The organism is Inhella crocodyli, from assembly GCF_004004565.1.
Classification (GTDB): domain Bacteria; phylum Pseudomonadota; class Gammaproteobacteria; order Burkholderiales; family Burkholderiaceae_C; genus Inhella; species Inhella crocodyli.
Genome location: NZ_SACM01000006.1, coordinates 1 through 21,630 on the forward strand (window position 1 = coordinate 1; position 21,630 = coordinate 21,630).

The window sequence follows — 21,630 nt, forward strand, 5'->3', positions numbered from 1 at the left end:
CCAAGCCCGCTGCGAAGAAGGCTGCTGCCAAGCCGGCCGCCAAGCCCGCTGCGAAGAAGGCTGCTGCCAAGCCGGCCGCCAAGCCCGCTGCGAAGAAGGCTGCTGCCAAGCCGGCCGCCAAGCCCGCCGCGAAGAAGGCTGCTGCCAAGCCGGCCGCCAAGCCCGCCGCGAAGAAGGCTGCTGCCAAGCCGGCCGCCAAGCCCGCTGCGAAGAAGGCTGCTGCCAAGCCGGCCGCCAAGCCCGCTGCCAAGCCGGCTGCGAAAAAGCCTGCCGCTGCGGCCAAGCAGCCGCCGGCCAAGCCTGCCCCTGCGGCCAAGACCACGCTGAGCCCGCAAGCCGCCTGGCCTTTCCCGACCGGCAACAAGCCCTGAGCTGGACCTCGCCTCTGCTCCTTCGGGCGCGGGGGCTTGGTGTTCAACGCCCGCCTTGCGCGGGCGTTGTTTTTTCTGTCTCACCAGAAGCGCCACTCGGCGTGGCACCTGCCACGGGTGGGACGCCCCCTCGGGGCTCAGGGGTGGAAGAGCCCGACCTCGTAGCCGCTGATGCCCGCGCCGCGGCGGTCGGCGTCCACGCGGAAGCTGCCTTGCAAGGTGATTTGGCCGCCCGCAGGCAGCCGGTCTGCACGGGCGCCGAGCTCTTGCGGCGACACCGACCGGCGCACGACCACGCGCCCTTGTGCATCCTGCAGGCGCAGGTCCAGCCAAGGCAAGGCCAAGGCGTGCCCGGCCCCGTTGTGCAAGGTGATTTGGAGTTGGTAGGCCTGTCCTTGGGGCGTGGGGCGCAGGCTGCTGGCACCGACGCGAAGGCCGTCGATTTGGGCCCAAGCCGGCGCGTCACAAGAAGGGCAGACCTGTCGCCATGCCTGATCCAGGGCGGGCGAGCGGGCGCGCAAGGCCGCGCGTTCCGTCCAGCCCCATTGCAGGGGGAGGGCGAGCGCCAAGCCAGCCACGGCCAACCACCCCAGCCCCGTCAGCCAGCGCGGTCCGGCCTGCGGCGTGGGCGCAGGCGCCAGCGACGACCAAGCGGACGCGGCAGGGGACGGGTTCGATCCATCGCCCCCCAACAAGGCGCGCAGGCGCTCGTTCACGTCGGCCGGCGCCAATGGGTCTTCGTGGGCCGCGACCTCGTCCATGCTCGGTTCGCGCCATCCAGGTTCGGCACGATGGTCTTGAGGGGCTGGCGTGGCTGGGTGAATCGCAGGCGCTTCGGAGGGCTCGTCGCGCCAGGCCGGCTCCGGTCGATCGGCGGCCGACTCGACGCCACCCGGCACCCCCTCATCCGGTTCGACCGGTGCCATCGACGCGCCTGCGGGCTCCTGGGTGGCCTGTCCATCGGCCATCGCCTCGGCCGGCGCCGGCGACCAAGCCACCGCTTGCCCATCGTTCAAGTCGAACAGCGACAGGCGCGCATCAAAGACGGCGTCGCAGCGACCGCAGCGCACGAACCCTTGGCTCGCGCCCAATTGCGCGGCTTGAACCCGGAAACTGGTGCTGCATTCGGGGCAACGGGTCGCCAGCGCCTGCATGCCTCGGTCCTTCAGGTTTTGCGCCCGCTGAGGAGCACCCAGCCGTCTTCTTGATCGGCCACGCTCAATGCCAACCAAGGGGCGTACACCGCGGCCAGTTCTTCGGCCTGACGCTCCAGCAGCCCGGCCAGGAGCAGGCTGGCGCCGGGTGCCAAATGGCCGCACAGCAAGGGGGCCAAGAGCTTGAGCGGCGTCGCCAAGATGTTCGCGATGACCAATTGGTACTGGCCTTGGGCCAACTCGGGCAGGCCAACGTGCAGCGCGACGCCGTTGGCCTGGGCGTTGTGGGTCGTGGCGGTGACCGCCGCGGGGTCGATGTCCACCGCGTCAATCTGTTGCGCGCCCAACAGGCCAGTGGCGATGGCCAAGATGCCGGAGCCGCAGCCGTAGTCCAGCACCCGACCGTCTTCCCGGCCGTGGCGGGCCAGCCACCGCAGGCACATGCGGGTCGTGGGGTGGGTGCCGGTGCCGAAGGCCAAGCCTGGGTCCAGGCGCATCACGGTGCGGGCCTGGGCCGGCGTGTCGTGCCAGCTGGGCACGATCCAAAAGTCCTCGGTGATCGGCACCGGGGCGAACTGGGCCTGGGTGATCCGCACCCAATCCTGCTCGTCCACCGTGACCAAGCCTTGCACGTGCAGATCGTGCGCCCACGCCTGCGCCAGCAGCAGGGTGGCGGCCTCTTGGGCGCTGGGCTCGTCGGGGAACAAGGCCTTGACGATGGAGCGCTCCCAGCCGGCGCGGGGAACGGGCATCCCGGGCTCCCCAAACAGGGCCTGCTCGTCGGGGCTGTCGGCATCGGCGTCTTCGACCGTGACCGACAAGGCCTCGAGTTCCATGAGCGCGTCGCTCACCCACTCCACCCGGTCTTGCGGGCAGATCAGGCCGAGTTCGACAAGGGCGGTGCTCAACGCTTGTGCTGGGCCATCCAGCCCTCGAGGTAGTGGATGCTCGTGCCGCCCTCGACGAACTTGGCATCGACCATCAGCTCGCGGTGCAGCGGAATGTTGGTTTGGATGCCTTCAACGACGGTCTCGCTCAGGGCGATGCGCATGCGGGCCAAGGCCTGCTCGCGCGTGTCCCCGTGGCAGATGATCTTGCCGATCATGCTGTCGTAGTTGGGCGGCACGAAGTAGTTGGTGTAAGCGTGCGAGTCGACCCGGACGCCAGGGCCGCCGGGAGCGTGCCACATCGTGATGCGGCCCGGGCTCGGCGTGAACTTCACCGGGTCCTCGGCGTTGATGCGGCACTCGATGGCATGACCACGCAGTTCCACCTGCCGCTGGGTGAAGGGCAACTTCTCGCCCGCTGCGATGCGAATCTGCTGCTGAACGATATCGATGCCGGTGACGAGTTCCGTCACGGGGTGCTCCACCTGCACGCGCGTGTTCATCTCGATGAAATAGAACTCGCCGTTCTCGTACAGGAACTCGAAGGTGCCGGCGCCGCGGTAGCCGATCTTCTTGCAGGCCGCTGCGCAGCGCTCGCCCACCTTCTCGATCAGGCGACGGGGAACGCCGGGTGCCGGCGCCTCTTCGATGATCTTCTGGTGGCGGCGCTGCATGGAGCAGTCGCGCTCGCCGAGCCACACGGCGTTCTTGTGCTGGTCGGCCAGCACTTGGATTTCGATGTGCCGCGGGTTCTCGAGGAACTTCTCCATGTAGACCGCGGGGTTGCCGAACGCGGCACCCGCTTCGGCCCGGGTGGTTTGCACGGCGTGCAGGAGCGCGGCTTCGGTGTGCACCACGCGCATGCCGCGCCCGCCACCGCCGCCTGCCGCCTTGATGATGACCGGGTAGCCCACCTGGCGGGCGATGCGGATGATCTCTTTGGGGTCTTCGGGCAACGCGCCTTCGCTGCCGGGCACGCAGGGCACGCCCGCCTTGATCATGGCCTGCTTGGCCGAGACCTTGTCGCCCATGATGCGGATCGCTTCGGGCGTGGGGCCGATGAACACGAAGCCGCTGGACTCCACCCGCTCGGCGAAATCGGCGTTCTCACTCAAGAAGCCGTAGCCCGGGTGGATGGCCTCGGCGTCGGTCACCTCGGCCGTGGCGATGATGGCCGGCATGCTCAGGTAGCTCTGCGCCGAAGGCGCCGGCCCGATGCAGACGGCTTCATCCGCCAGCTTCACGTACTTGGCTTCGCGGTCGGCCTCCGAGTAAACGACCACGGCCTTGATGCCGAGTTCTCGGCAGGCGCGCTGAATCCGCAGGGCGATTTCGCCCCGGTTCGCAATCAGGATCTTCTTAAACATGGTGAGCCCGGGGCTCGATCGCCCCCTGTGCTGCGCACAGGGCGCAATCTGCCGTCCCTGCAGAGCGTCCACGCGGCGCGCAAGCGCCCCGGTTCGCCATCAGGATCTTGTTGAACACGAGCGCGGTCGCCTTACTCGATGATGAACAGCGGCTGTCCGAACTCGACCGGTTGGCCGTTTTCGCACAAGACCTTGACCACCGTGCCCGTGGCATCGGCTTCGATCTCGTTCATGATCTTCATGGCCTCGATGATGCACAAGGGCTCGCCGGTCTTGATCGACTGGCCCACCTCGACGAAGGGCTTCGCGTTCGGGCCCGAGGCGCGGTAGAAGGTGCCGACCATCGGCGACTTGACCACGTGCCCCGAGGGGGCCGGCTCGGCGGCTGGGGCTGCAGGCGCGGCGGCCGGGGTCGCAGGCGCGGCGGCGGCCACCATGGCCGGGGCGGCCACGGGGGCCGGCGCCAGCACGTGGGCCACTTGGGCGACGGGGCCGGCCTTCACGATGCGAACCTTGCCTTCGGCTTCCGTGATTTCCAGTTCCGAGACGTTGCTCTCGGACACGAGGTCGATCAGGGTTTTGAGTTTGCGCAGGTCCATCAAAGGGCTCCGGAAGGTGAGGGGTCCAGCCGGCTCAGGGCGTGCTGCAGGGCCAGGCCGTAGCCTTGGGGGCCGAGTCCGCAGACGACGCCGACGGCGAGGTCGGACAGGTAGCTGTGGTGGCGAAAGGCCTCGCGGCGGTGCACATTGCTGAGGTGCACCTCCACGAACGGGATGGCCACCGCGGCCAGGGCGTCGCGCAGGGCCACGCTGGTGTGCGTGTACGCGGCGGGGTTGATCAGGATGAAGCGGGTGCCGTCGATTCGCGCCGCGTGAATGCGGTCGACCAAGGCGCCCTCGTGGTTGCTCTGAAAGCTGCTCAGGGCCACGCCCGCGGCGGCGGCCTGCGCTTTCAACTGCTCATCGATTTCGGCCAGCGTCGTGCGCCCATAGACCTCCGGCTCGCGGGTGCCGAGCAGGTTCAGGTTGGGGCCATGGAGGACGAGAACGCTCATTTAGAGCCGCTTGCCTAGAAACGGGAAGGGGCGAACTTTAAGCGTTTTCGGTGCAGATCGGCCGATTTTTCGGCGAAATGCCGAAAAAGTATCGTCTCAGCCCAGGGAAAGTACCAGGGCTTCCAGCGCGCGGCGGTCGGTTTCTCCTCGTTGCGCCCACACCCGCTGGCCCGATGGATTCACCGCCACGGTGAAGGGCAAGCCGCCGGCGGAATTGCCGAGTTTTCGCGCCCATTCGGCGCCGTTCAGGCCTGCCAGACCGATCGGAAAGCCCAAAGGCGGCGTGAAGCGGGCCAGGAACTGGCGCACCGGGGTGGGGCCGTCGATGGCCAGGCCGACGACCTGCCAACCCGACTTGCCGCGGGCCGCTTGGCCTTGGGCGAAGGCGTTGAACTCGGGCAATTCTTTGACGCAAGGCGCGCACCAGGTGGCCCAGAAGTTGATCAGCAGCCAACGCCCCCGAAGCCCGGCCATGTCCAGTTCACCGCCTTCGGGGCGGGCGAACCGGGCCTCCCACAACTCGGCCGGCACGGGCACAGGGGGAGCGTTGGAGGCCGCCTTGGGGGCGGCCAGGGCGGCGGCCGGGGCGGCCAAACCGGCCAACAGCAGGGGGCGACGGTGGATCAAGGCGTGGACTCCAACAGGGCGCGCAGGGCGGCGCGGTCGCCGCGCAGGCTCAAGCCCCGGGCGTCGGGCAGCAGGCTGCCGCGGCGGGCGTGGCTGCCGTGGATGGTGATGTGCAGCCCCACCTGCTGCTTCAAGGCCGGGCAGGGGAGCAGCAGGGCCAGGGTGGTCAAGGGCAGGCCGCGCTCGTCGCGCTCTTGGGCGCCCGGGTCCGGGCTCAGGCCGGCGTTGATCAGGGCGATCTCCGGGGCCTTGGGGTCGTCGCTGTAGAGGAGCAGGTGCAGGTCGGAGAAGTGATTGGCCGTGCCGCGCCAGGCGGCGCCCGTCAGTTGGGGGTCAAAGTCGGCCAGGCGGTCCATCCAGCGCATTGCGGTTTCTCGCAGCGCCCGCAGTTCGGCCGGTTGGGTGTCGGCTTGGAACAGCGCCAGGTGCTCGCGCAGCGCGTCTTCCACCTCGTCGTTGCTGGGCAGGGCCGTGCGCGGCGGCAGGCCGAGCTCCTTCAGGGCCCGGTGTTTGGCCGCGCCCCAGGACAGGCCTTCGTCGGCGATGAGCCGGGCCGTGGCGATGGCGATCTCAGCTTGCAGCTCGCTCACGGCAGTTCCACCGCGCCCATGCGCGCCAGGATGGTGGCGCTGCGGCTGGCCAGATACGCCGAGGCCGGCAGCTTCTCGAAGCGCTTGGGCGCGGGCAACATCACCGCGAGCCGGGCCGCCTGGGCCGCGCTCAAGCGACTGGCCGGCACCCGGAAGTAGTGCTGGGCGGCGGCCTCGGCGCCGAACACGCCTTCGCCCCACTCCACGTGGTTCAGGTACAGCTCCAGCAGCCGCCGTTTGCTCAACAGGGCTTCCAGCGTCAAGGTCAAGAGCGCTTCTTGGGCCTTGCGGGGCAGCGTTCGCTCGCCGCTGAGGAACAGGTTCTTGGCCAGTTGCTGGCTCAAGGTCGAGCCCCCCACCACCTTGGGCGGGCGCTTGAGGCCCCGCTTCTCGGCCCGGGCCTCGGCGCGCTGGTTCTTGTTCCAGGCCGATTCCACGGCCTCCCAGTCGATGCCGCCGTGGTCAACGAACCCGGCGTCTTCGCTGGCGATCACCGCGCGGCCCAGGTGGGGCGAAACCTGCGCGAGAGGGGTCCAGCGTTGCGACCACGCCAGGCCACCGGTGCTGCCCACGATGCGGCGGGCTTCGCTGCGCTGGAAGGTGGTCGAGGCGGGGTCGAGCACGTTCATCAGCCCGATGCGCGCCACGAAGTAGAGCTGCAGGCTCAGCAGCGCCAAGGCCAGCAGGCCCAGCAGCCGAAGCAGTCCCCTCATGGCGACAGCTCCGCCCGCAAGGCGGCCAGCACGGGCACGGGGTCGGGCCGCTGCCCCAGCCACAGCGAGAAGGCCTCGGCCGCCTGCTGCACCAGCATGCCCAGGCCGTCACGACCCTGCGCCCCCTCGGCGGCGGCCCAGTCCAAGAAGGGCTGCGCCGCCGCGCCGTAAACCATGTCCACCGCCCAGCCGCCGGGTTTGAGCAGGCCCCGGGGCAAGGCCAAGGCCGTGCCCCCCAGCGCGGCGCTGGTGCCGTTGATGACGCCGTCGTACACGGCGCCGCTGTCCAGGCTGCCCAGGGTTTTGAGGTTGACGCCATGGCGTTGGGCCAAGGCGCGGTGGCGCTCTACCAACGCGGTGGCCTTGTCGGCGCTGCGGTTGAAGACGCGAATCTCGGCGGGGCCCGCCTCGATGAGGGGCGCCATGGCGCCGGCGCAGGCCCCACCGGCGCCGAGCATCAGCACGCGCTTGCCCGCCAGTGGGAATCGGGCGGCCACGAGGTCGTAGACCAGTCCGACCCCGTCGGTGTTGTCGGCCCAGACGGTGTCGCCCTCGAAGCCCAAGGTGTTGGCCGCGCCAGCCAGGGTGGCACGTGCGCTGGCTTGGGTGGCCAAGGCCAAGGCCTCGGGCTTGAACGGCAGGGTGACGTTGCAGCCGGCAAAACCTTCATGCCGCAGGCGCTCGACGGTGCGGGCGAAGCCATCGAGCGGCGCGAGCACGGCTTGGTAGTCGACGTCCAAGCCGAGTTGCTCGGCGAAGGCGGCATGGATGCGTGGCGAGCGACTGTGGCCGATGGGGTGGCCGACGACGGCAAGGCGGGTGGGGCGATGGGCGGTCAAGGGGCGGCCTCTTGCAACCGGGCTTGCACGCCGTGGTCGCGGTCGAAGGTGAAGCGGGCGCTGATGACGAGGACTTCGGCCTCGGCGCGCATGGCAGGGCTGAAGGGCCCGAAGGGGGCGCTGGCGCGGACGATGGCCACGGCTCGGCGGTCCAGCAGCGTACTCCCGCTGGGCAGCACCACGTCGGTGTTGCTGACGCGACCGTCGGCGTCGACGGTGATGTTCATCGTCAGCTGACCGTACAGCTTGCGGCCGGCTTGGGTGGGGAAGTCGCGCGTGCCCCGGGCCTCGATGCGACGGCGCACGCGGTCGTAGTACTGCGCGTAAACCACCTCTTGGGTGGCGGGGCTGACGTAACGCTGCCGCGGGCCGGCGCTGTTCTCGTTCACCCGCCGCTCGATCTGGGCCATCAAGGCCAGCAGTTGGCGACGCCGTTCGGCCTGGTCGCGGCCCTCGGCGGTGGCGGCTTCGGCCTCGGGATTGGGCTCGGGCAGCTTGGCCAAGTCGCGGCGCAGTTGGGCCAGCAGCGCTTGCTGCTGCTGCTGCAAGGCCTGCACCGCGCGGTGCTGCACATCCGGGGCGTCGCCCAGTTCCATGGCCACCGACGGCGGCAGCGGGCTCAGCGCGCGTTCGTCGGCCGCGCCATCGCCGCCGCCAGCCAAGTTGGCCTGGGCCAGGGCTTGGGGCTTGTCGGCCGGGCGCGGGCCCTGGGTGTTGACGAGTACGACGTCGAGCCGGTCCTCCACCCAGCGGCGCGTGGCGCTGCTGGGGTCGGCCAGTTGCACGAACAAGAGCAGGGCGTGCAGACCCACCGACAGGGTGAGTGCCCACTGCAGCGGCGTGCTGGGGCGCTGCCAGCGCCGGGGCGGCCGTTGGGCGGGGGCGACCGGCGGCCCCGCGGGCGCGGCCTCCACGGCGATTTCCGTGGGCGCGAAATCACTGGGCTGGCGAAGCAGCTCGGTGCGCGACCACGTGGCGCTCATGCCGCCGCGTCCCCACTCGGTTCGGCGTCGGCCAGGTCGACCGCCACCACGACGGGGGCGGCCGCAGCCTGGGCCTCGTCGTCGTCGTCCGCATCCGATTCGGGGGCGTCCTGGACGGCCAGGCGCTCCAACAGGCGGGCGTGCAACTCCAGGGTCAGCAGGTCGATGCCGGTGACTTGCACGCGAACCCCGTCTCCCCGCCCCAGGGCCTCGACCCCGAGGGCCTTGAACACCAGGGGCAGTTCGTCGGCGCGCACCAAGCCCAGGTCGTTGCGCATCACCTTCGCCGTCAGCGTGGTGGTGCCCGATTGCTGAAGCTGGCGCAGGCACCAGTAGCGTTCGATCTGTTGCTGGAAGCCGTTGTAGGCGGTGTAGGCCGCGTCGAAGCTGCTCAAGATGGCGAACAGTTCGGCGTCCTTGGGCTTGAACGGGGCCACGAGCGCGGCCGTTCGGCCGTGGCGGATGGCGGCGATGAGCTGCCACTGGTTGACCAGGTCCACGTACCGGCGCAAGGGCGAGGTGCTCCAGGCGTACGCCGGCACGCCCATGCCGGCGTGGGGCAGGGGCTTGACGCCCATGCGCACCTTGATGCCCGGGGCCAGGCTGGCCTGGCTGCGGTACAGCGCCGGCACGCCCAATTCGCCCAACCACAGCCCCCAGGTGCTGTTGGCCAAGATCATGGCTTCGGCCACGATCAGGTCGAGCGCCGTGCCGCGCGCGCGCACGCTGATGTGCACGGTCTCGTCGCCCGTGGGCGGGGCGTCGCGCTCGCCGTCCAGCTTGAAGCTGTAATCGGGGCGGTTGAAGGTCTCGGGCTTGCCGCGCACGGCCTCGCGGCCGGCCTTGAGATGACGCGCCAGACGGTGAGCAAAGGCGAGCTCGGGGGCGAAGGCGTAGTCGGCGGGCGCTTCGCCCGTGAGGCTGGCCTCGGTGACGATGCCGTCGAGCTTGTCGTGGCGCAGGTTGGCCACGATGGGCACCTGCTCCAAGCGGCTTTCCGTCCCCTTGACCTCGAGCGTCGCTTCGTCGAGCGTGACGTACAGGCTCAGGGCGGGGCAGTCGCGCCCTTCGACCAGCGTGTAGCGTTGGACCACGCTGTCGGGCAGCATGGTGATCTTCCAGCCCGGCATGTACACGGTGGACAGGCGCTGGCGCGCGAGCTGGTCCAAGGGCGAGCCCGGTGCGATGGCCAAGCCCGGTGCCGCGATGTGCACGCCGAAGGTGACCGTGCCGCTGCCCAGGCCTTGGACCGACAGCGCGTCGTCGATTTCCGTGGTGCTGCTGTCGTCGATCGAGAACGCCGCCACGTCGGCACGCGGCAGGGGGTCCACGGCGGGCGCTTCCAAGGCCGGGAAGCCCGTGCCCTTGGGGAAGTGCTCGAACAAGAAGCGCTGCCAGTGGAAGCTGTAGGGGCTGGTGATCGCCCCGGCGCTTTGCAGCAGGTCCAACGGGGCCCGCTTGGCGAGCAAGGCGGCCTGCACCAAGGCTTTGTACTCGGGGCCGTTCTTGTCGGGCTTGAACAGCAACTTGTAAATCTGGCCTTGCAGCGCCTCGGGGCAACGACCCGCCACAAGCTCCGCCGTCCACTGCTCGATCTGCAGGTTTTGCAGCCGGCGCTTTTCCAGACCGGCCAAGGCGGCTTGCACCTGCTCTTGGGGGGCCTTCTTGAATTGGCCGCCCTTGCCAGCGCGGCGGAAGTAGTGCGGCGCGCCCGTCAGGGCCAACCAGCAGGCCAGCTGTTGGTCCAGGCCGGCGGTCTCGCTGAAGTAATCGCGCGCCAGATCGGCGTAGCCAAACTCCCCTTCCGGGGCGAATTCCCAGGCGAGGTCCAGGTCGAAGCCGTCGGCCAGGGCTTGCGCGGCCTGGATCAAGCTGGCTGGCGCCGGCTTGTCGAACTTGGCCAGCAGCTGGGCCTGCTTGATCTTGACCCGTTTGCCGGAGTCGAGCTCCAGCTGCAGCGTGGCGTCCGCTTCGGAAAGGATGCGGCCGCCTTGTGCTTTGCCGCTGTCGTCATACAACCCGTACATCCGCCGGATTGTGGCCGAGGGGCGGCTCGCGCCCAGGTTCAGGCGGGCACTTGGTAGTTGGATGGGCCGAACAGATCGACGCCGCAATCGAGCTCGCGCACCCAGTCGATGAACTGCGCCACCGCCGGCCCGGCCATGGGGGCGCCGTGCTGCGGGGCGATCATCTTGATGTCCAAGCGGCTCACCATGTCGGCCCAGAGGCGCAGCACCTTGTTGCTGACCATGTAGCGGCGGTGGAAGCCTTCCATGTGCACGCGGTGGGGGCCCAGGTCGGTGACGACGGTGGCGGGATCCAGCGCGCCGCCCAGCGAGGCGCCCAGGTCGCCCGAGAACAGGATCTTGCTCACCGGGTCGTAGAACTGGAAGTTGCCTTCGGCGTGCAGAAAGTGGGCGGGCAGGGCCCACAGCGAAAAGCGGCTGTCACCATCGCCCAGGCGAAGGCGAGCGCCAGCATCGGGCAGGCCCTCGATGCGGCCTTTGGTTTTGCCCGGCTTGCAGAAGTGGGGCGCGAAGCGCTCCCACAGGCGAGAGATGTAAAGCGTGGCCTCTGTGGCCGTCATCCAGCGGTCGAGCGAGGCAATGATGTCGGGATCGGCGTGCGAGGCCAGGATGGCGGCCAGGCGGTGCGGGGCGAAGTAGCGGGTCATGCCCACGTACAGCTCGTTGTAGGCCAGGTTGCCGCCCGGGTCCAAGATGGCGCCGGTGTCGCCGTGGACGAGCAAGAACTGGTTGGACTGCACGCCCTCGCTGCCGGCCAGGTCGGAAAACATCAAGCAGCGGTGATTGCCTTCTTCGAACAATACAGTGGGCATGGCGGCATCGAGGGACAAGGTGGGAGCCGCGGCACTCTAGGCAGGGCGCTGCCCCCGCGCCTTGCGCAACGTCAAGGGCGCGCTGTTTCTAAACTGAGCGCTTCGCCCCACAACCGGATGCACCCCATGCGACTCGCCATTTCGGCCTGGTTCGGCCTGGCCTTGGGCTCGGCCCTGGCCCAAGCGCCGCTCCCCACCCCGCCTGCCTCGCCCGTCAAGCCCGTGGTGGATCGGTACCACGGGACCACGGTCACCGACCCCTACCGCTGGATGGAGGACATGAAGTCGCCGGAGTTCCAGCAGTGGCTGAAGGCGCAGGCCGACTTCAGCGCGGCCGGCCTGCGCACCCTGCCCGGTCGCGAGGCGCTGCGAACCCGGCTGGGCCAATTGGCCGACGCGGGCGTCAGCACCGGCGGCTACGCGCCGCTGGGGGCGCAGGTGGTGTACCTGAAACGCGAGCCGGGCCAGAACCAGCGGCGCCTGTGGATCCGCCAAGGCGTGGACGGCCCGGAGCGCCAGTTGCTGGACCCCTTGGCGGTGCCCGGCCTGCCCGGCAAGCACAGCATCGATTGGTACTCGCCCTCGCCCGACGGACAGCGCATCGCCCTGGGCTTGAGCGAGGGGGGCAGCGAGAACAGCACCTTGGTGGTGTTGGACGTTGCGACGGGGGCCCTGGGCGCCGAGCGCCTGGCCCATGCCGGCTTGAACGAGCCTGGCGTGGCCTGGCTGCCCGACGGCAGCGGCTTCTTTTACAACCGCCACCCGGCCAACGAGCGCTACAACAAAAGCGCCGTGTACCTGTACCGCCTTGGGGGCAAGGCCGACGTGCGCGTGTTCGGATGGGGCATGCCCCGGCACCGGTTCGACATCGCCGACCTGCCCTACGTGAAGCTGAGCAAGGACAGCCGCTGGGCGCTGGCCGAGGTGCTGCACGGCGATGCCCGCGACCGCAGCTACTACGTGACGCCCTTGTCCGAACTGCTCAACAAGGGCGAGCGTGCCTTCTGGCGCCGCGTGGTCGGCCCACAGGACAAGGTGGCCAGCGCCACCTTGGTGGGCGAACACCTCGTCACCCTCACCCAGAAAGACGACCCGCGCCGCAGCCTCGTGATGCGCCCGCTGCGCACCCGTGAAGCCCCCCGCGTGCTGCTGGCCCCCAGCGAACAGGTGCTGATGGAGATGGACAAGGGCGAGGGGGAACTGCTCGTGCGCAGCCTGGACGCCGGCGTGAGCCGTCTGACGCGCGTCCCGCTGGGCGGCGGTGCGCCCCAACGCCTGGCCTTGCCGTTCGAGGGCACGGTGCGTGAGATGGCGTCGCTCAAAGGCGGCGAATGGCTGGTGAGCCTGGAGGGATGGACGCAGCCACCGCAAACCCTGGTGCTCAAGCCCGGCACGGCGCCGCGCACGGTGCCCCTGCAGCCGGCCAGCAAGCTCGACACCTCGGGGGTGAAGTCCGAACGGGTGCTGGTCACCAGCCACGACGGCGTCAAGGTGCCCCTGTCCATCGTCAGCCCGGCCGGCGCCCTCGTGGCCCGGCCCACCATCCTCACCGGCTACGGCGCCTACGGCATCACGCAAGAGCCGCGCTTCAGCGCCTCGCGCTTGGCGTGGCACGAGCTGGGGGGCCGCTTCGCCGTCTGCCACGTCCGTGGTGGCGGCGAGCTGGGCGAGGCCTGGCACCAAGGCGCGCACATCGTGAACAAGCAGAACACGGTCAGCGACATGATCGCCTGCGCCAAGTACCTGAACGAGCAGGGCTACAGCAGCCCAGCCTTGTTGGCGGGCACCGGGGGCAGCGCCGGCGGCATCACCATCGGTGGGGCCATCAACCAGGCGCCGCAGCTGTTTGCCGCGGCCCAGGCGGCGGTGGGGGTCAGCGACATGCTGCGCATGGAGCTCACCCCCAACGGGCCGCCCAACATCGCCGAGTTCGGCACCGTCACCAACCCGGCGCACTTCAAGGCCATGTTCGCGCTCAGCCCGTACCACAACGTCAAGGACGGGCAGGCGTATCCGGCGGTGATCGTCACGACCGGCGCCAACGACCCGCGCGTGGACGCCTGGATGCCGGCCAAGTTCGCCGCCCGCCTGCAAGCGGCCACGGCCAAGAACGTCAACGCCAAGCCCGTGTGGCTGCGCGTGGACTACGAGGCCGGTCACGGTATGGGCTCCAGCGTCGCCTCGCGCCTGGACGAACAGGCCGATGTGTGGAGCTTCTTCCTGTGGCAGTTCGGGCACCCGGCCTACCAGCCGGTGGGGCACTGATGGACGCCGACGCGCCCTACTTGCCCATCGACCCCGCCCAGGGCCCGAGGTCGCGGGCTTTCGCGTTCTACCGCGAGGCGGAGCGCCCGCGTTGGGGCGTCACCTTCCCGGTGGAGTTGGGGGCCTTGCTGACGGCCTTGCCCCGCTGGCGCGAGCGCTTGCCGGGGTTGACGGCGTTCGTGGCCTACCACCACGCCGTGCTGCGCGCGGCCAATGCCGTGCCCGCCTTGCGCCAACGCCTGACGCCGGAGGGCGGGGCGGTGGAGTGGCGCGCGGTGGACGCCACGCCCACGGTCTTGCGCGCCGACGACAGCTTTGCCGTGGCGCGCCTCGTCTACGCCGAGCGCTTGGCGGACTTCGCCGGCCCGGCGCTGGCCGCCGTGGCCGAGGCCCTGCGACCCGAGTCCCCCTGGGGCGTGCGCACCGCGCAAACCGGGGAATTGCACATGACCACGCTGCCGGCGGTGGCGTTCACGCATTTCACCCACGCGCGGCGCGGGGGCTTCGACGACGCGACGCCCAGCCTGGCGCTGGGCGGCTTCCAACGCGAGGGCGAGCGCGTGCACATGGCCGTCAACATCGAGGTGCACCACGCCTTGGTGGATGGGGTGCACGTGGGGCGCTTTGCCGAAGCCCTGCAGGGCCTGCTGAGCGAGCCCGAGCGCCTCTGGGCCTGATCAGGTCCCGCGGCGGAATCGGGCCACCACGGCGGCCAGGTCGGCGGCCTGTTGCTTGAGGCTGTCGGCCGCGGCGGCCGACTCTTCCACGAGCGCCGCGTTCTGCTGCGTCATGCGGTCCACCTGCTGGATGGCGATGCCGACCTGGGCGATGTTGTCGCTCTGCTCTGCGGTGGTGCGCTGAATGTCGGCCATCATGTGCGCGACCTTTTGCACCTGCGTCACGATGTCGTCCATGGTGCGGCCGGCTTCGGTCACCTGCGCGCCCCCGGTTTCGACCTTGTCCACGCTGTCGGCAATGAGGGTCTTGATTTCTCGGGCCGCTTGCGCGCTGCGTTGGGCCAGGGTGCGCACCTCGGTCGCCACCACGGCAAAGCCCTTGCCCTGCTCGCCGGCCCGGGCGGCTTCCACGGCGGCGTTCAAGGCCAGGATGTTGGTCTGGAATGCGATGCTGTCGATGACGCCCAAGATGTCGGCGATTCGGCGCGAGGCTTGGTGGATGGCGCCCATGGTGTCGACCACCCGGCCCACCGCCTCACCGCCCCGACGGGCGACCTCACTGGCTTGTTCGGCCAGTTCGTTGCCACTTCGGGCGGTTTCGGCGCTTTGCCGCACCGCGCCGGTCAAGCCGTCCATGGTGGAGGCGGTGCGCTGCAACTCGGCCGCGGTTTGCTCGGTGCGCTGGCTCAGGTCGGTGTTGCCCACCGCGATCTCGGCACTGCCCTGAGCGATGGAGCCACTCGTTCGTGCCACCGTGTCGACCAAGATTTGCAGTTGGTCCTGCATGGTGGCGAGGGCTTGCAACAGGCTGGCGGTTTCGCCGCTGCCCTGGATGGGTACCGGCTCGCTCAGGTCGCCGCTGGCCACCCGCTGTGCCACGGCCACCGCAGCGCGCACCGGTTTGGCCACGCGCAGGCTGATCGTGGCCGACAACCAGTTCAAGCCCACCGCGCCGAGCACGGCGCTGGCGCCAATGAGCCATCGCGCTTGCTGCGCTGTGCTCTCGCTGTGGGCCTGCACCTCGGCGCTGCGCGCTTCGATCAGCCCGCTCAAGGCCTCCATGTCGTCCTCGAGCACCTTGAAGGCCGCTTGGAAGGCCGGCAGTTGGGCCTCGGCCGCGGCAACGTCAGTGAACGCGAGGCGCACCACCTGGGCGGCCGCGGCCGCATAGGCGTCGAGCGCCGGGCGCACCTTTTGCACCGCAGCACGGGTGCCGGGGTCCAGGTCCAGGCCGTCGAGCTGGGCCAGGGCACTCTTGAAGGTCTCGGTGTGCTCGGCCAGGTCGGCCTGAATCTCCTTGCGCGGTGCCTCGTCGTGCTTGACCCCTGCCAGCAGCGCCGCCAGCACGTCCGAGCGCAGGGCGTCGTGCATCATGTCGGCGGCCATTTGGGCGCGAAGGGCCGAGCCGCTCTCGGCGATCGCCTGGCTGTTCTGGGTGAGGCGTTGACTCGCCACCAAGGCCACGCCCCCGATCAGGAAGGCCAGGGCCATTCCCACCACGTTGCTCACCAGCAATTGCCGGCGAATCGTTGTTCCGAACATTCGGCCTCCCAGCGTCATCGCCCGTGATTCGGGACTCGGAAGCGCGAAGGCTAATGGCGGACGTGGGAAGCCGCAAGCTGCAGTTCCCTGCCCCGCAGGTTCACATCGACAGGCCGCCCGACACTTCCAGTACCGTGCCCGTGATGTAGGCCGCGTCGGCGCTGGCCAGGAAGGCGTAGGCCGCGGCGATGTCGTCGGGCTGCCCCAAGCGCTGCAGCGGCACCGCGGCCGTCATCTTGTCGGTGACCTTGGCGGGCACGGCGGCGGTCATGGGCGTGGCAATGAAACCGGGTGCCACCGCGTTCACACGCACGCCCTTGGGGCCGAGTTCTCGGGCCCAGGTCTTGGTCATGCCGATGACCCCGGCCTTGGCCGCGGCGTAGTTGGTCTGCCCGTAATTGCCATGCAGGCCCACCACCGAGCTCGTGTTGACGATGCAGCCTTGGCTGGCGATCAGGGCCGGCAGACAGGCCTGGGCGCCGTGGAAGACGCCGCGCAGGTTGACGTCGAGCACCAGGTCGAACTGCTCGATGCTCATCTGGTCGAATCGGGCATCGCGGGTGATGCCCGCGTTGTTGATCAGCACGTCCAGCCGGCCCCAACGGGCCAGCACCGCCGCCACGGCGGCGTCCCAGGTGGCCCGCTCGGCGGCGTTGCCGGCTTGCACAAGCACCTCGGCGCCCAAGGCCTGGCATTGCGCGGCCACTTCGTTCAGGGCCTCGGGCTTCAGGTCCAGCAGGGCCAAGCGGGCGCCCTCGCGGGCGAAGCGCAGCGCCGCAGCGGCGCCGATGCCTTGGGCCGCGCCGGAAAGGAGGACGACGGTCTGGTGAAAACGAGGGCTCATCGGGGGTCCAGCAGGTGACGGGTGAATTCGGGTTGCCAGCGGTCGAAGTCGCTCAGCGCGTGGTCGCTGCCGGCCAGCAGCAGCACGCGGCCCAGGCCATAGCGTGCGTGCATTTCGCGCCAATCGAGCAATTCATCGCCCTTGGCGATCAAGGCCATCCAGCGCGCCGGGTGGGCAAGCGGCCCGGCGTCCAAGGCGCGCAGCTCGTCCACGTACTCGGGGCGGAAGTAGAACGATTCCTCGGGCGCGTGCCATTGGCGGTTTTCGCCGATGTAAGCGGCCAGGTCGCGGGCCGGATCCACGGCCGGGTTCAAGAGGCCCACGCGCCAGCTGGGGCGGCGCTGCGCCACCCAAGCGGCGTAAAAGCCCCCCAGGGAGCTGCCGACCACCGCGCAGCCGGCCGCCGGCCAGTCGCGCACCCAAGCGTCGACTTCGGCCATGGCTTGCGCTGGTGACGGGGGGAGGGCCGGGCAGGCCCAGTGCAGGCCGTGCTCGCGCGCCCAGGCGCCCATGCGCTGGGCTTTGGCGGATTGGGGGCTGGAGCGAAAGCCGTGCAGGTACAACAGGTGGGTCAGGGTTGACACGATTGGGGTTCGCCCTGACGGGCATCGCATGACGAAAGCCAGTGTAGGCAAGGGCCGCTAGGCTGCGCCTCCCCGTCGGGGCTGCACGCCCGCGCCGACCCCATTCTTTCCCCTGCGGCGTTGTGCCGCTGCCAACCGAGGTCCTTCCCATGAAGTTGTTCAAGCCCGCGCTGAGCGCGCTGACCGTGGCGGTGTTGAGCCTGCCTGCCCTCGCGCAAGAGGCGCCGAAGCCGGCCAATGGCGCGGCGGCCGCGCCGGGCGCTGCGCCGGCCGCCGCCCGCCCGCCCGCCGATCCCACCGCGCTGAAGCCCTTCGCCGAAATCAGCAAGGACTTCAAGGAAGAGAAGGGCCTGTTCTCGATCTGGCGCAAGGACGAGAAGGTGCTGCTGGAAGTGCCGCGCGCGATGTTGAACAAGCCCTTCTTGTTCACGGTCAACATCGCCAACGCCATCGGTGAGCGCGGCGCCTACGCCAGCCAGATGGGCCCCGACAGCATGGTCGAGTTCCGCTTGGTGGGTCGCACCCTGCAACTGGTGGCCCTGAACAACAAGTTCCGCGCCTCGGGCCAAGGCAAGCGGGCCGTCGAGCAGGCCTTCTCGCCCAGCTTGTTGGCCAGCGCGCAGGTCGGCAGCGCCGACCACGGCGAGCGCAAGAGCTTCCTGGTGGACGCGAGCTTTTTGCTGGCCGACATCCCGGGCTACAGCACGCGCCTGGAGTACGCCTACCGCTTGCCCTACGCGCCCGACCGCGGCAACAGCTTCTTCGCCGCCGGCCGCGCCGACGAAGGCCTGACCACCCTGACCGCGCGCATGCACTTCGCCACGCCGCGCATCCCCGCGCCGCCCCTGGTGCCGCCCCCGGTGCCCGTGCCCACGCCGCCGCAGGCCACGCCCGACCCGCGCAGCTTCTTCGTGGACTACGTCTACAACTTCAAGGCCCTGCCTGAAGTGCCCATGGCCGTGCGCCACATCGACCCGCGCTTGGGTCACTTCATGGAGAGCTACACCGACCTCGACGGTGACCTGAAGGCCAACCCGCGGGTGCACCTGCTGCAACGCTGGCGCCTCGAAAAGAAGGACCCGAGCGCCGCCCTGAGCGAGCCGGTCACGCCGATCACCTACTGGATGGACAAGAACATCCCCGCCCGTTACCGCGGCGCGGTGGAGGCCGGCATCCTGGAATGGAACAAGGCCTTCGAGAAGATTGGCTTCAAGAACGCCGTGGTGGCCAAGCAGCAACCCGACGACGCCAACTGGGACAACATGGACGCGGGCCACGCCTCGATCCGCTGGTTCGTCGGTGCCGATGTCGGCTTTGCCATTGGCCCCAGCCACACCGACCCGCGCACCGGCGAAATCCTGGACGCCGACATCGGCATGAGCGATGTCTTCGCCCGCGGTTCGCGCCGCTTCATCGTCGAAGACATGACGCCCACCAGCAGCCTGGACAAGTTGGCCCAGCTGTCCCTGAGCTGGAAGGACGGCAACAAGTTCAACGCCTACTGCAACTACGGCCACCTGGCCGCGCAGGAGATGAACTTCGCGATGGACATCCTGGAAGCCCGCGGCGACCTGGACCCCGACAGCCCCGAGGCCGAAGCCTTCGTGCAGGCCGTCATCAAAGACACCATCATGCACGAGGTGGGTCACACGCTCGGCCTCAAGCACAACTTCAAGGCCAGCACCACGATCACGGCTGCACAGCTGAAGGACAAGGCCTTCACCGAGGCCAAGGGCATCTCGGGCTCGGTGATGGACTACAACGCCTACAACGTCCCGCTCAAGGGCGAGAAGGTCGGCTCGTACAACATGCCCACCCTGGGTGCCTACGACTACTGGGCCATCGAGTACGCCTACAAGCCGCTCGACCCAGCCACGGAAAAGGCGGAGCTGGCGAAGATCGCCGCCCGCTCCACCGAGCCGGCCCTGGCCTACGCCGACGACATGGACGCCGCCGGGGGCATGGACCCCATGGCCAACCTGTTCGACCTGGGCGACGACCCCTTGGGCAACTTCGGCAAGCGCCTGCAACTGGCCAAGGAACTGTGGGCCCGCGTGCAAGAACGCGGCGCCAAGCTGGGCGACGACCCGACCCGCGGCCGTCGCGTGATCCTGTCCAGCCTGAACCAGCTGTCTCGGGGCGCGGACCCGGTGTCGAAGTTCGTCGGCGGCGTGCACACGCTGCGCGACTTGCCCGGTACCACCGGTCGCGCGGCCTTCACGCCGGTCGATCCGGCCAAGCAGCGCGAGGCCCTCAAGGCCTTGGCCAGCGGCATCTTCAGCGCCGACAGCTTCAAGTTCCGTCCCGAGTTCTTGAGCAACCTGCAGGTCGACTACAACGAGTGGGACCGCGGCAGCCTGCTGGACATCTCCGGCGCCGTGCTGCGCCTGCAGCTGGCCTCGCTGGACCGCTTGCTCAGCGCTCCGACGGCCAAGCGCCTGCTGGAGTTGCCGGCCTACGTGCCCGAGGCCCAGCGCAAGGGTGCCATCAGCCTGAGCGAGGTCTACGCCACGGTCCAAGGTTCGGTCTGGAGCGAGTTGAAGTCGGGCGCCGAGATCGATCGCCTGCGCCGCAACCTGCAGCGCGAGCACCTCAAGCGCGTGGTCACCCTGCTCACGCGCGGTGCCCCCACGCTGCCGGCCGACGCGCTGAGCCTGGTGCGTTGGCACGCCAACGCCTTGGCCAGCGACCTGCGTGCCGCGCAGGCCAAGGGCGGCACCTCCGTCGAGACCCGCGCGCACCTGGCCGACAGCCTGTCGGCCTTGAACGAGGCCCTGCGTGCCACGATGAGCCGCAGCTGATCGGCGCATCACCCAGCGGGGCGAAGGCCCCCAACGAAAAGGGCCGGCGATGCCGGCCCTTTTCCTTTGTGGACGCCTTTAGCTTCGCGCGCGCAGGCCTTCCAGCAGCTTGGCGTGGATGCCGCCAAACCCGCCATTGCTCATGCACAGCAGGTGGTCGCCGGGGCGCGCCTCTTTCAAGATGGCCTGCACCAATTGGTCGATGTCGTCGGCCACGTGCACGCGCTCGCCCATCAAGGCCAGGGCGGCGCCCGGGTCCCAGCTCAGGCCGCTGCGGTGGCAAAAGCTTTGGTCGGCGTCTTCCAGGGCCCAGGGCAGTTGCGCCTTCATGGTGCCGAGCTTCATGGTGTTCGAGCGGGGTTCGAACACGGCCAAGATGCGCTCGGTCGGCTTCAGGCGGCGGCGCAAGCCGTCCACCGTCGTGCGAATGGCCGTGGGGTGGTGGGCGAAGTCGTCGTACACCGAGACGCCGGCCACGGTGCCGCGCAGCTCCATGCGGCGGCGCACGTTCCCGAAGCGCCCCAAGGCGGCGCAGCCCGCCTCGAGGGCAATGCCGACGCTTTCTGCCGCCGCCAGCGCGGCCAAGGCGTTGAGCTGGTTGTGTTCGCCGGTCAGGTTCCAGGCCACGTGCCCCACCTGCAGGCTGCCGCGCAGCACGTCAAAGGCGTGCGGCTCGCCCCGGGCGCGCAACACGCCGGGTTCTTCTTTGCGCGCCCCAAAGGCTTGCACGGGCGTCCAGCAGCCCCGCGCCAGCACGCGGCTCAAAGCCTCTTCCCGGGCGTTGACCACGAGCTTGCCCGCGCTGGGCACGGTGCGCACCAGGTGGTGGAACTGCGTCTCGATGGCGGCCAGGTCCGGGAAGATGTCGGCGTGGTCGTGCTCGAGGTTGTTCAGGATGGCGGTGCGCGGGCGGTAGTGCACGAACTTGCTGCGCTTGTCGAAGAAGGCGCTGTCGTACTCGTCGGCCTCGATGACAAAGGGCGCCTGTGCCGCGCCCAGCCGTGCCGAGGTGCTGAAGTTCATCGGCACACCGCCGATCAGGTAGCCGGGTTGCAGCCCTGCGCACTCCAAGATCCAGGCCAGCATGGCCGTCGTCGTGGTCTTGCCGTGGGTGCCGGCCACCGCCATCACGTGCCGGCCTTGCAGCACGTGCTCTTGCAGCCATTGCGGGCCGCTCGTGTAGGGCGCTCCCGCGTTCAGGATCGCTTCCATCAGCGGGTTGCCGCGGCTGACCACGTTGCCCACGACGTAGAGGTCGGGCTGCAGGGCCATCTGCTCGGGACTCCAGCCCTCGATCAATTCGATGCCGAGCTGGGTGAGCTGGTCGCTCATGGGCGGGTAGACGTTGGCGTCGCAGCCGGTGACCTTGTGGCCGGCCTCGACCGCGATGGCCGCCAAGCCGCCCATGAAGGTGCCGCAAATGCCCAGGATGTGGAGGTGCATGAACGCGTCGGCCCGCCGAGGCGGGCCGCTCACTGAAGAAGGGAGGGAGC

19 protein-coding genes and 1 pseudogene are annotated in these 21,630 nt (G+C 69.4%); 4 read left to right on the forward strand and 16 right to left on the reverse strand.

What is annotated here, in order from left to right; genetic code table 11:
* A pseudogene (locus tag EOD73_RS17600) lies at nucleotides 1-371 on the forward strand (histone); the annotation flags it as partial.
* A 137-nt stretch (nucleotides 372-508) separates the two neighbouring features.
* Here the strand turns inward: EOD73_RS17600 and EOD73_RS16455 are convergent.
* The 12 genes from EOD73_RS16455 to EOD73_RS16510 all read right to left on the reverse strand — a co-directional run bounded on the left by EOD73_RS16455 (nucleotide 509) and on the right by EOD73_RS16510 (nucleotide 11,424).
* Nucleotides 509-1,525, reverse strand: coding sequence for a DUF3426 domain-containing protein (locus tag EOD73_RS16455; protein WP_127684141.1), 1,017 nt, complete (start codon nucleotides 1,523-1,525; stop codon nucleotides 509-511).
* A gap of 11 nt (nucleotides 1,526-1,536) precedes the next feature.
* The gene (gene prmA, locus EOD73_RS16460; RefSeq protein WP_127684142.1) at nucleotides 1,537-2,433 is read right to left on the reverse strand and encodes a 50S ribosomal protein L11 methyltransferase; all 897 of its coding nucleotides are present in this window, start codon (nucleotides 2,431-2,433) and stop codon (nucleotides 1,537-1,539) included.
* Complete coding sequence (gene accC, locus EOD73_RS16465; RefSeq protein ID WP_127684143.1) at nucleotides 2,430-3,779, reverse strand: acetyl-CoA carboxylase biotin carboxylase subunit; 1,350 nt, start codon at nucleotides 3,777-3,779, stop codon at nucleotides 2,430-2,432. The genes prmA and accC overlap by 4 nt, the downstream gene beginning before the upstream one ends.
* A gap of 131 nt (nucleotides 3,780-3,910) precedes the next feature.
* A complete protein-coding gene (gene accB / locus EOD73_RS16470; protein WP_127684144.1) occupies nucleotides 3,911-4,378 on the reverse strand; it encodes an acetyl-CoA carboxylase biotin carboxyl carrier protein in 468 nt (155 codons plus the stop codon).
* Nucleotides 4,378-4,833, reverse strand: coding sequence for a type II 3-dehydroquinate dehydratase (gene aroQ, locus EOD73_RS16475; RefSeq protein ID WP_127684145.1), 456 nt, complete (start codon nucleotides 4,831-4,833; stop codon nucleotides 4,378-4,380). Before aroQ ends, accB begins: the two co-directional genes overlap by 1 nt.
* Before the next feature lie 96 nt (nucleotides 4,834-4,929).
* Nucleotides 4,930-5,460 (reverse strand): TlpA family protein disulfide reductase, encoded by a 531-nt coding sequence (locus EOD73_RS16480; RefSeq protein ID WP_240660761.1) that lies wholly within the window; start codon nucleotides 5,458-5,460, stop codon nucleotides 4,930-4,932.
* The gene (locus EOD73_RS16485; RefSeq protein WP_127684146.1) at nucleotides 5,457-6,050 is read right to left on the reverse strand and encodes a hypothetical protein; all 594 of its coding nucleotides are present in this window, start codon (nucleotides 6,048-6,050) and stop codon (nucleotides 5,457-5,459) included. Before EOD73_RS16485 ends, EOD73_RS16480 begins: the two co-directional genes overlap by 4 nt.
* Nucleotides 6,047-6,763, reverse strand: coding sequence for a monofunctional biosynthetic peptidoglycan transglycosylase (gene mtgA, locus EOD73_RS16490; RefSeq protein ID WP_127684147.1), 717 nt, complete (start codon nucleotides 6,761-6,763; stop codon nucleotides 6,047-6,049). The genes EOD73_RS16485 and mtgA overlap by 4 nt, the downstream gene beginning before the upstream one ends.
* The gene (gene aroE / locus EOD73_RS16495; protein WP_127684148.1) at nucleotides 6,760-7,602 is read right to left on the reverse strand and encodes a shikimate dehydrogenase; all 843 of its coding nucleotides are present in this window, start codon (nucleotides 7,600-7,602) and stop codon (nucleotides 6,760-6,762) included. Before aroE ends, mtgA begins: the two co-directional genes overlap by 4 nt.
* Nucleotides 7,599-8,585 (reverse strand): cell envelope integrity TolA family protein, encoded by a 987-nt coding sequence (locus tag EOD73_RS16500; protein WP_127684149.1) that lies wholly within the window; start codon nucleotides 8,583-8,585, stop codon nucleotides 7,599-7,601. Before EOD73_RS16500 ends, aroE begins: the two co-directional genes overlap by 4 nt.
* A complete protein-coding gene (locus EOD73_RS16505) occupies nucleotides 8,582-10,612 on the reverse strand; it encodes a ribonuclease catalytic domain-containing protein (RefSeq protein ID WP_127684150.1) in 2,031 nt (676 codons plus the stop codon). The genes EOD73_RS16500 and EOD73_RS16505 overlap by 4 nt, the downstream gene beginning before the upstream one ends.
* A gap of 38 nt (nucleotides 10,613-10,650) precedes the next feature.
* Nucleotides 10,651-11,424, reverse strand: a complete 774-nt coding sequence (locus tag EOD73_RS16510) for an oxygen-binding di-iron domain-containing protein (RefSeq protein WP_127684151.1) — start codon at nucleotides 11,422-11,424, stop codon at nucleotides 10,651-10,653.
* Nucleotides 11,425-11,550: 126 nt separating this feature from the next.
* Here EOD73_RS16510 and EOD73_RS16515 point away from each other — a divergent pair, with 126 nt between their 5' ends.
* Entirely contained in the window at nucleotides 11,551-13,689 is a 2,139-nt protein-coding gene (locus tag EOD73_RS16515) for a prolyl oligopeptidase family serine peptidase (RefSeq protein WP_164846113.1), read from the forward strand.
* Nucleotides 13,689-14,366 carry a CatA-like O-acetyltransferase gene (locus EOD73_RS16520; protein WP_127684153.1) on the forward strand — a complete coding sequence of 226 codons (678 nt, stop codon included), beginning with the start codon at nucleotides 13,689-13,691 and terminating at the stop codon, nucleotides 14,364-14,366. The genes EOD73_RS16515 and EOD73_RS16520 overlap by 1 nt, the downstream gene beginning before the upstream one ends.
* On the opposite strand, the gene EOD73_RS17985 is transcribed toward EOD73_RS16520, so the two are convergent.
* From EOD73_RS17985 to EOD73_RS16535, 3 genes are all read right to left on the reverse strand, one after another.
* Nucleotides 14,367-15,908, reverse strand: coding sequence for a methyl-accepting chemotaxis protein (locus EOD73_RS17985; protein ID WP_164846114.1), 1,542 nt, complete (start codon nucleotides 15,906-15,908; stop codon nucleotides 14,367-14,369).
* Nucleotides 15,909-16,008: 100 nt separating this feature from the next.
* Nucleotides 16,009-16,752, reverse strand: a complete 744-nt coding sequence (gene fabG, locus EOD73_RS16530) for a 3-oxoacyl-ACP reductase FabG (RefSeq protein ID WP_127684155.1) — start codon at nucleotides 16,750-16,752, stop codon at nucleotides 16,009-16,011.
* On the reverse strand, nucleotides 16,749-17,339 hold the full coding sequence (locus EOD73_RS16535; protein WP_375137446.1) for a YqiA/YcfP family alpha/beta fold hydrolase: 591 nt from the start codon (nucleotides 17,337-17,339) through the stop codon (nucleotides 16,749-16,751). The genes fabG and EOD73_RS16535 overlap by 4 nt, the downstream gene beginning before the upstream one ends.
* A 146-nt stretch (nucleotides 17,340-17,485) precedes the next feature.
* Between EOD73_RS16535 and EOD73_RS16540 the strand changes: the two genes are divergently transcribed.
* Nucleotides 17,486-20,137, forward strand: a complete 2,652-nt coding sequence (locus EOD73_RS16540; RefSeq protein WP_240660762.1) for a zinc-dependent metalloprotease — start codon at nucleotides 17,486-17,488, stop codon at nucleotides 20,135-20,137.
* A gap of 78 nt (nucleotides 20,138-20,215) precedes the next feature.
* Here EOD73_RS16540 and mpl read toward each other — a convergent pair whose 3' ends face one another.
* Nucleotides 20,216-21,580: a UDP-N-acetylmuramate:L-alanyl-gamma-D-glutamyl-meso-diaminopimelate ligase gene (gene mpl, locus EOD73_RS16545; protein WP_127684157.1), complete on the reverse strand. Its 1,365-nt coding sequence runs from the start codon at nucleotides 21,578-21,580 to the stop codon at nucleotides 20,216-20,218.
* Nucleotides 21,581-21,630 lie beyond the last annotated feature (50 nt).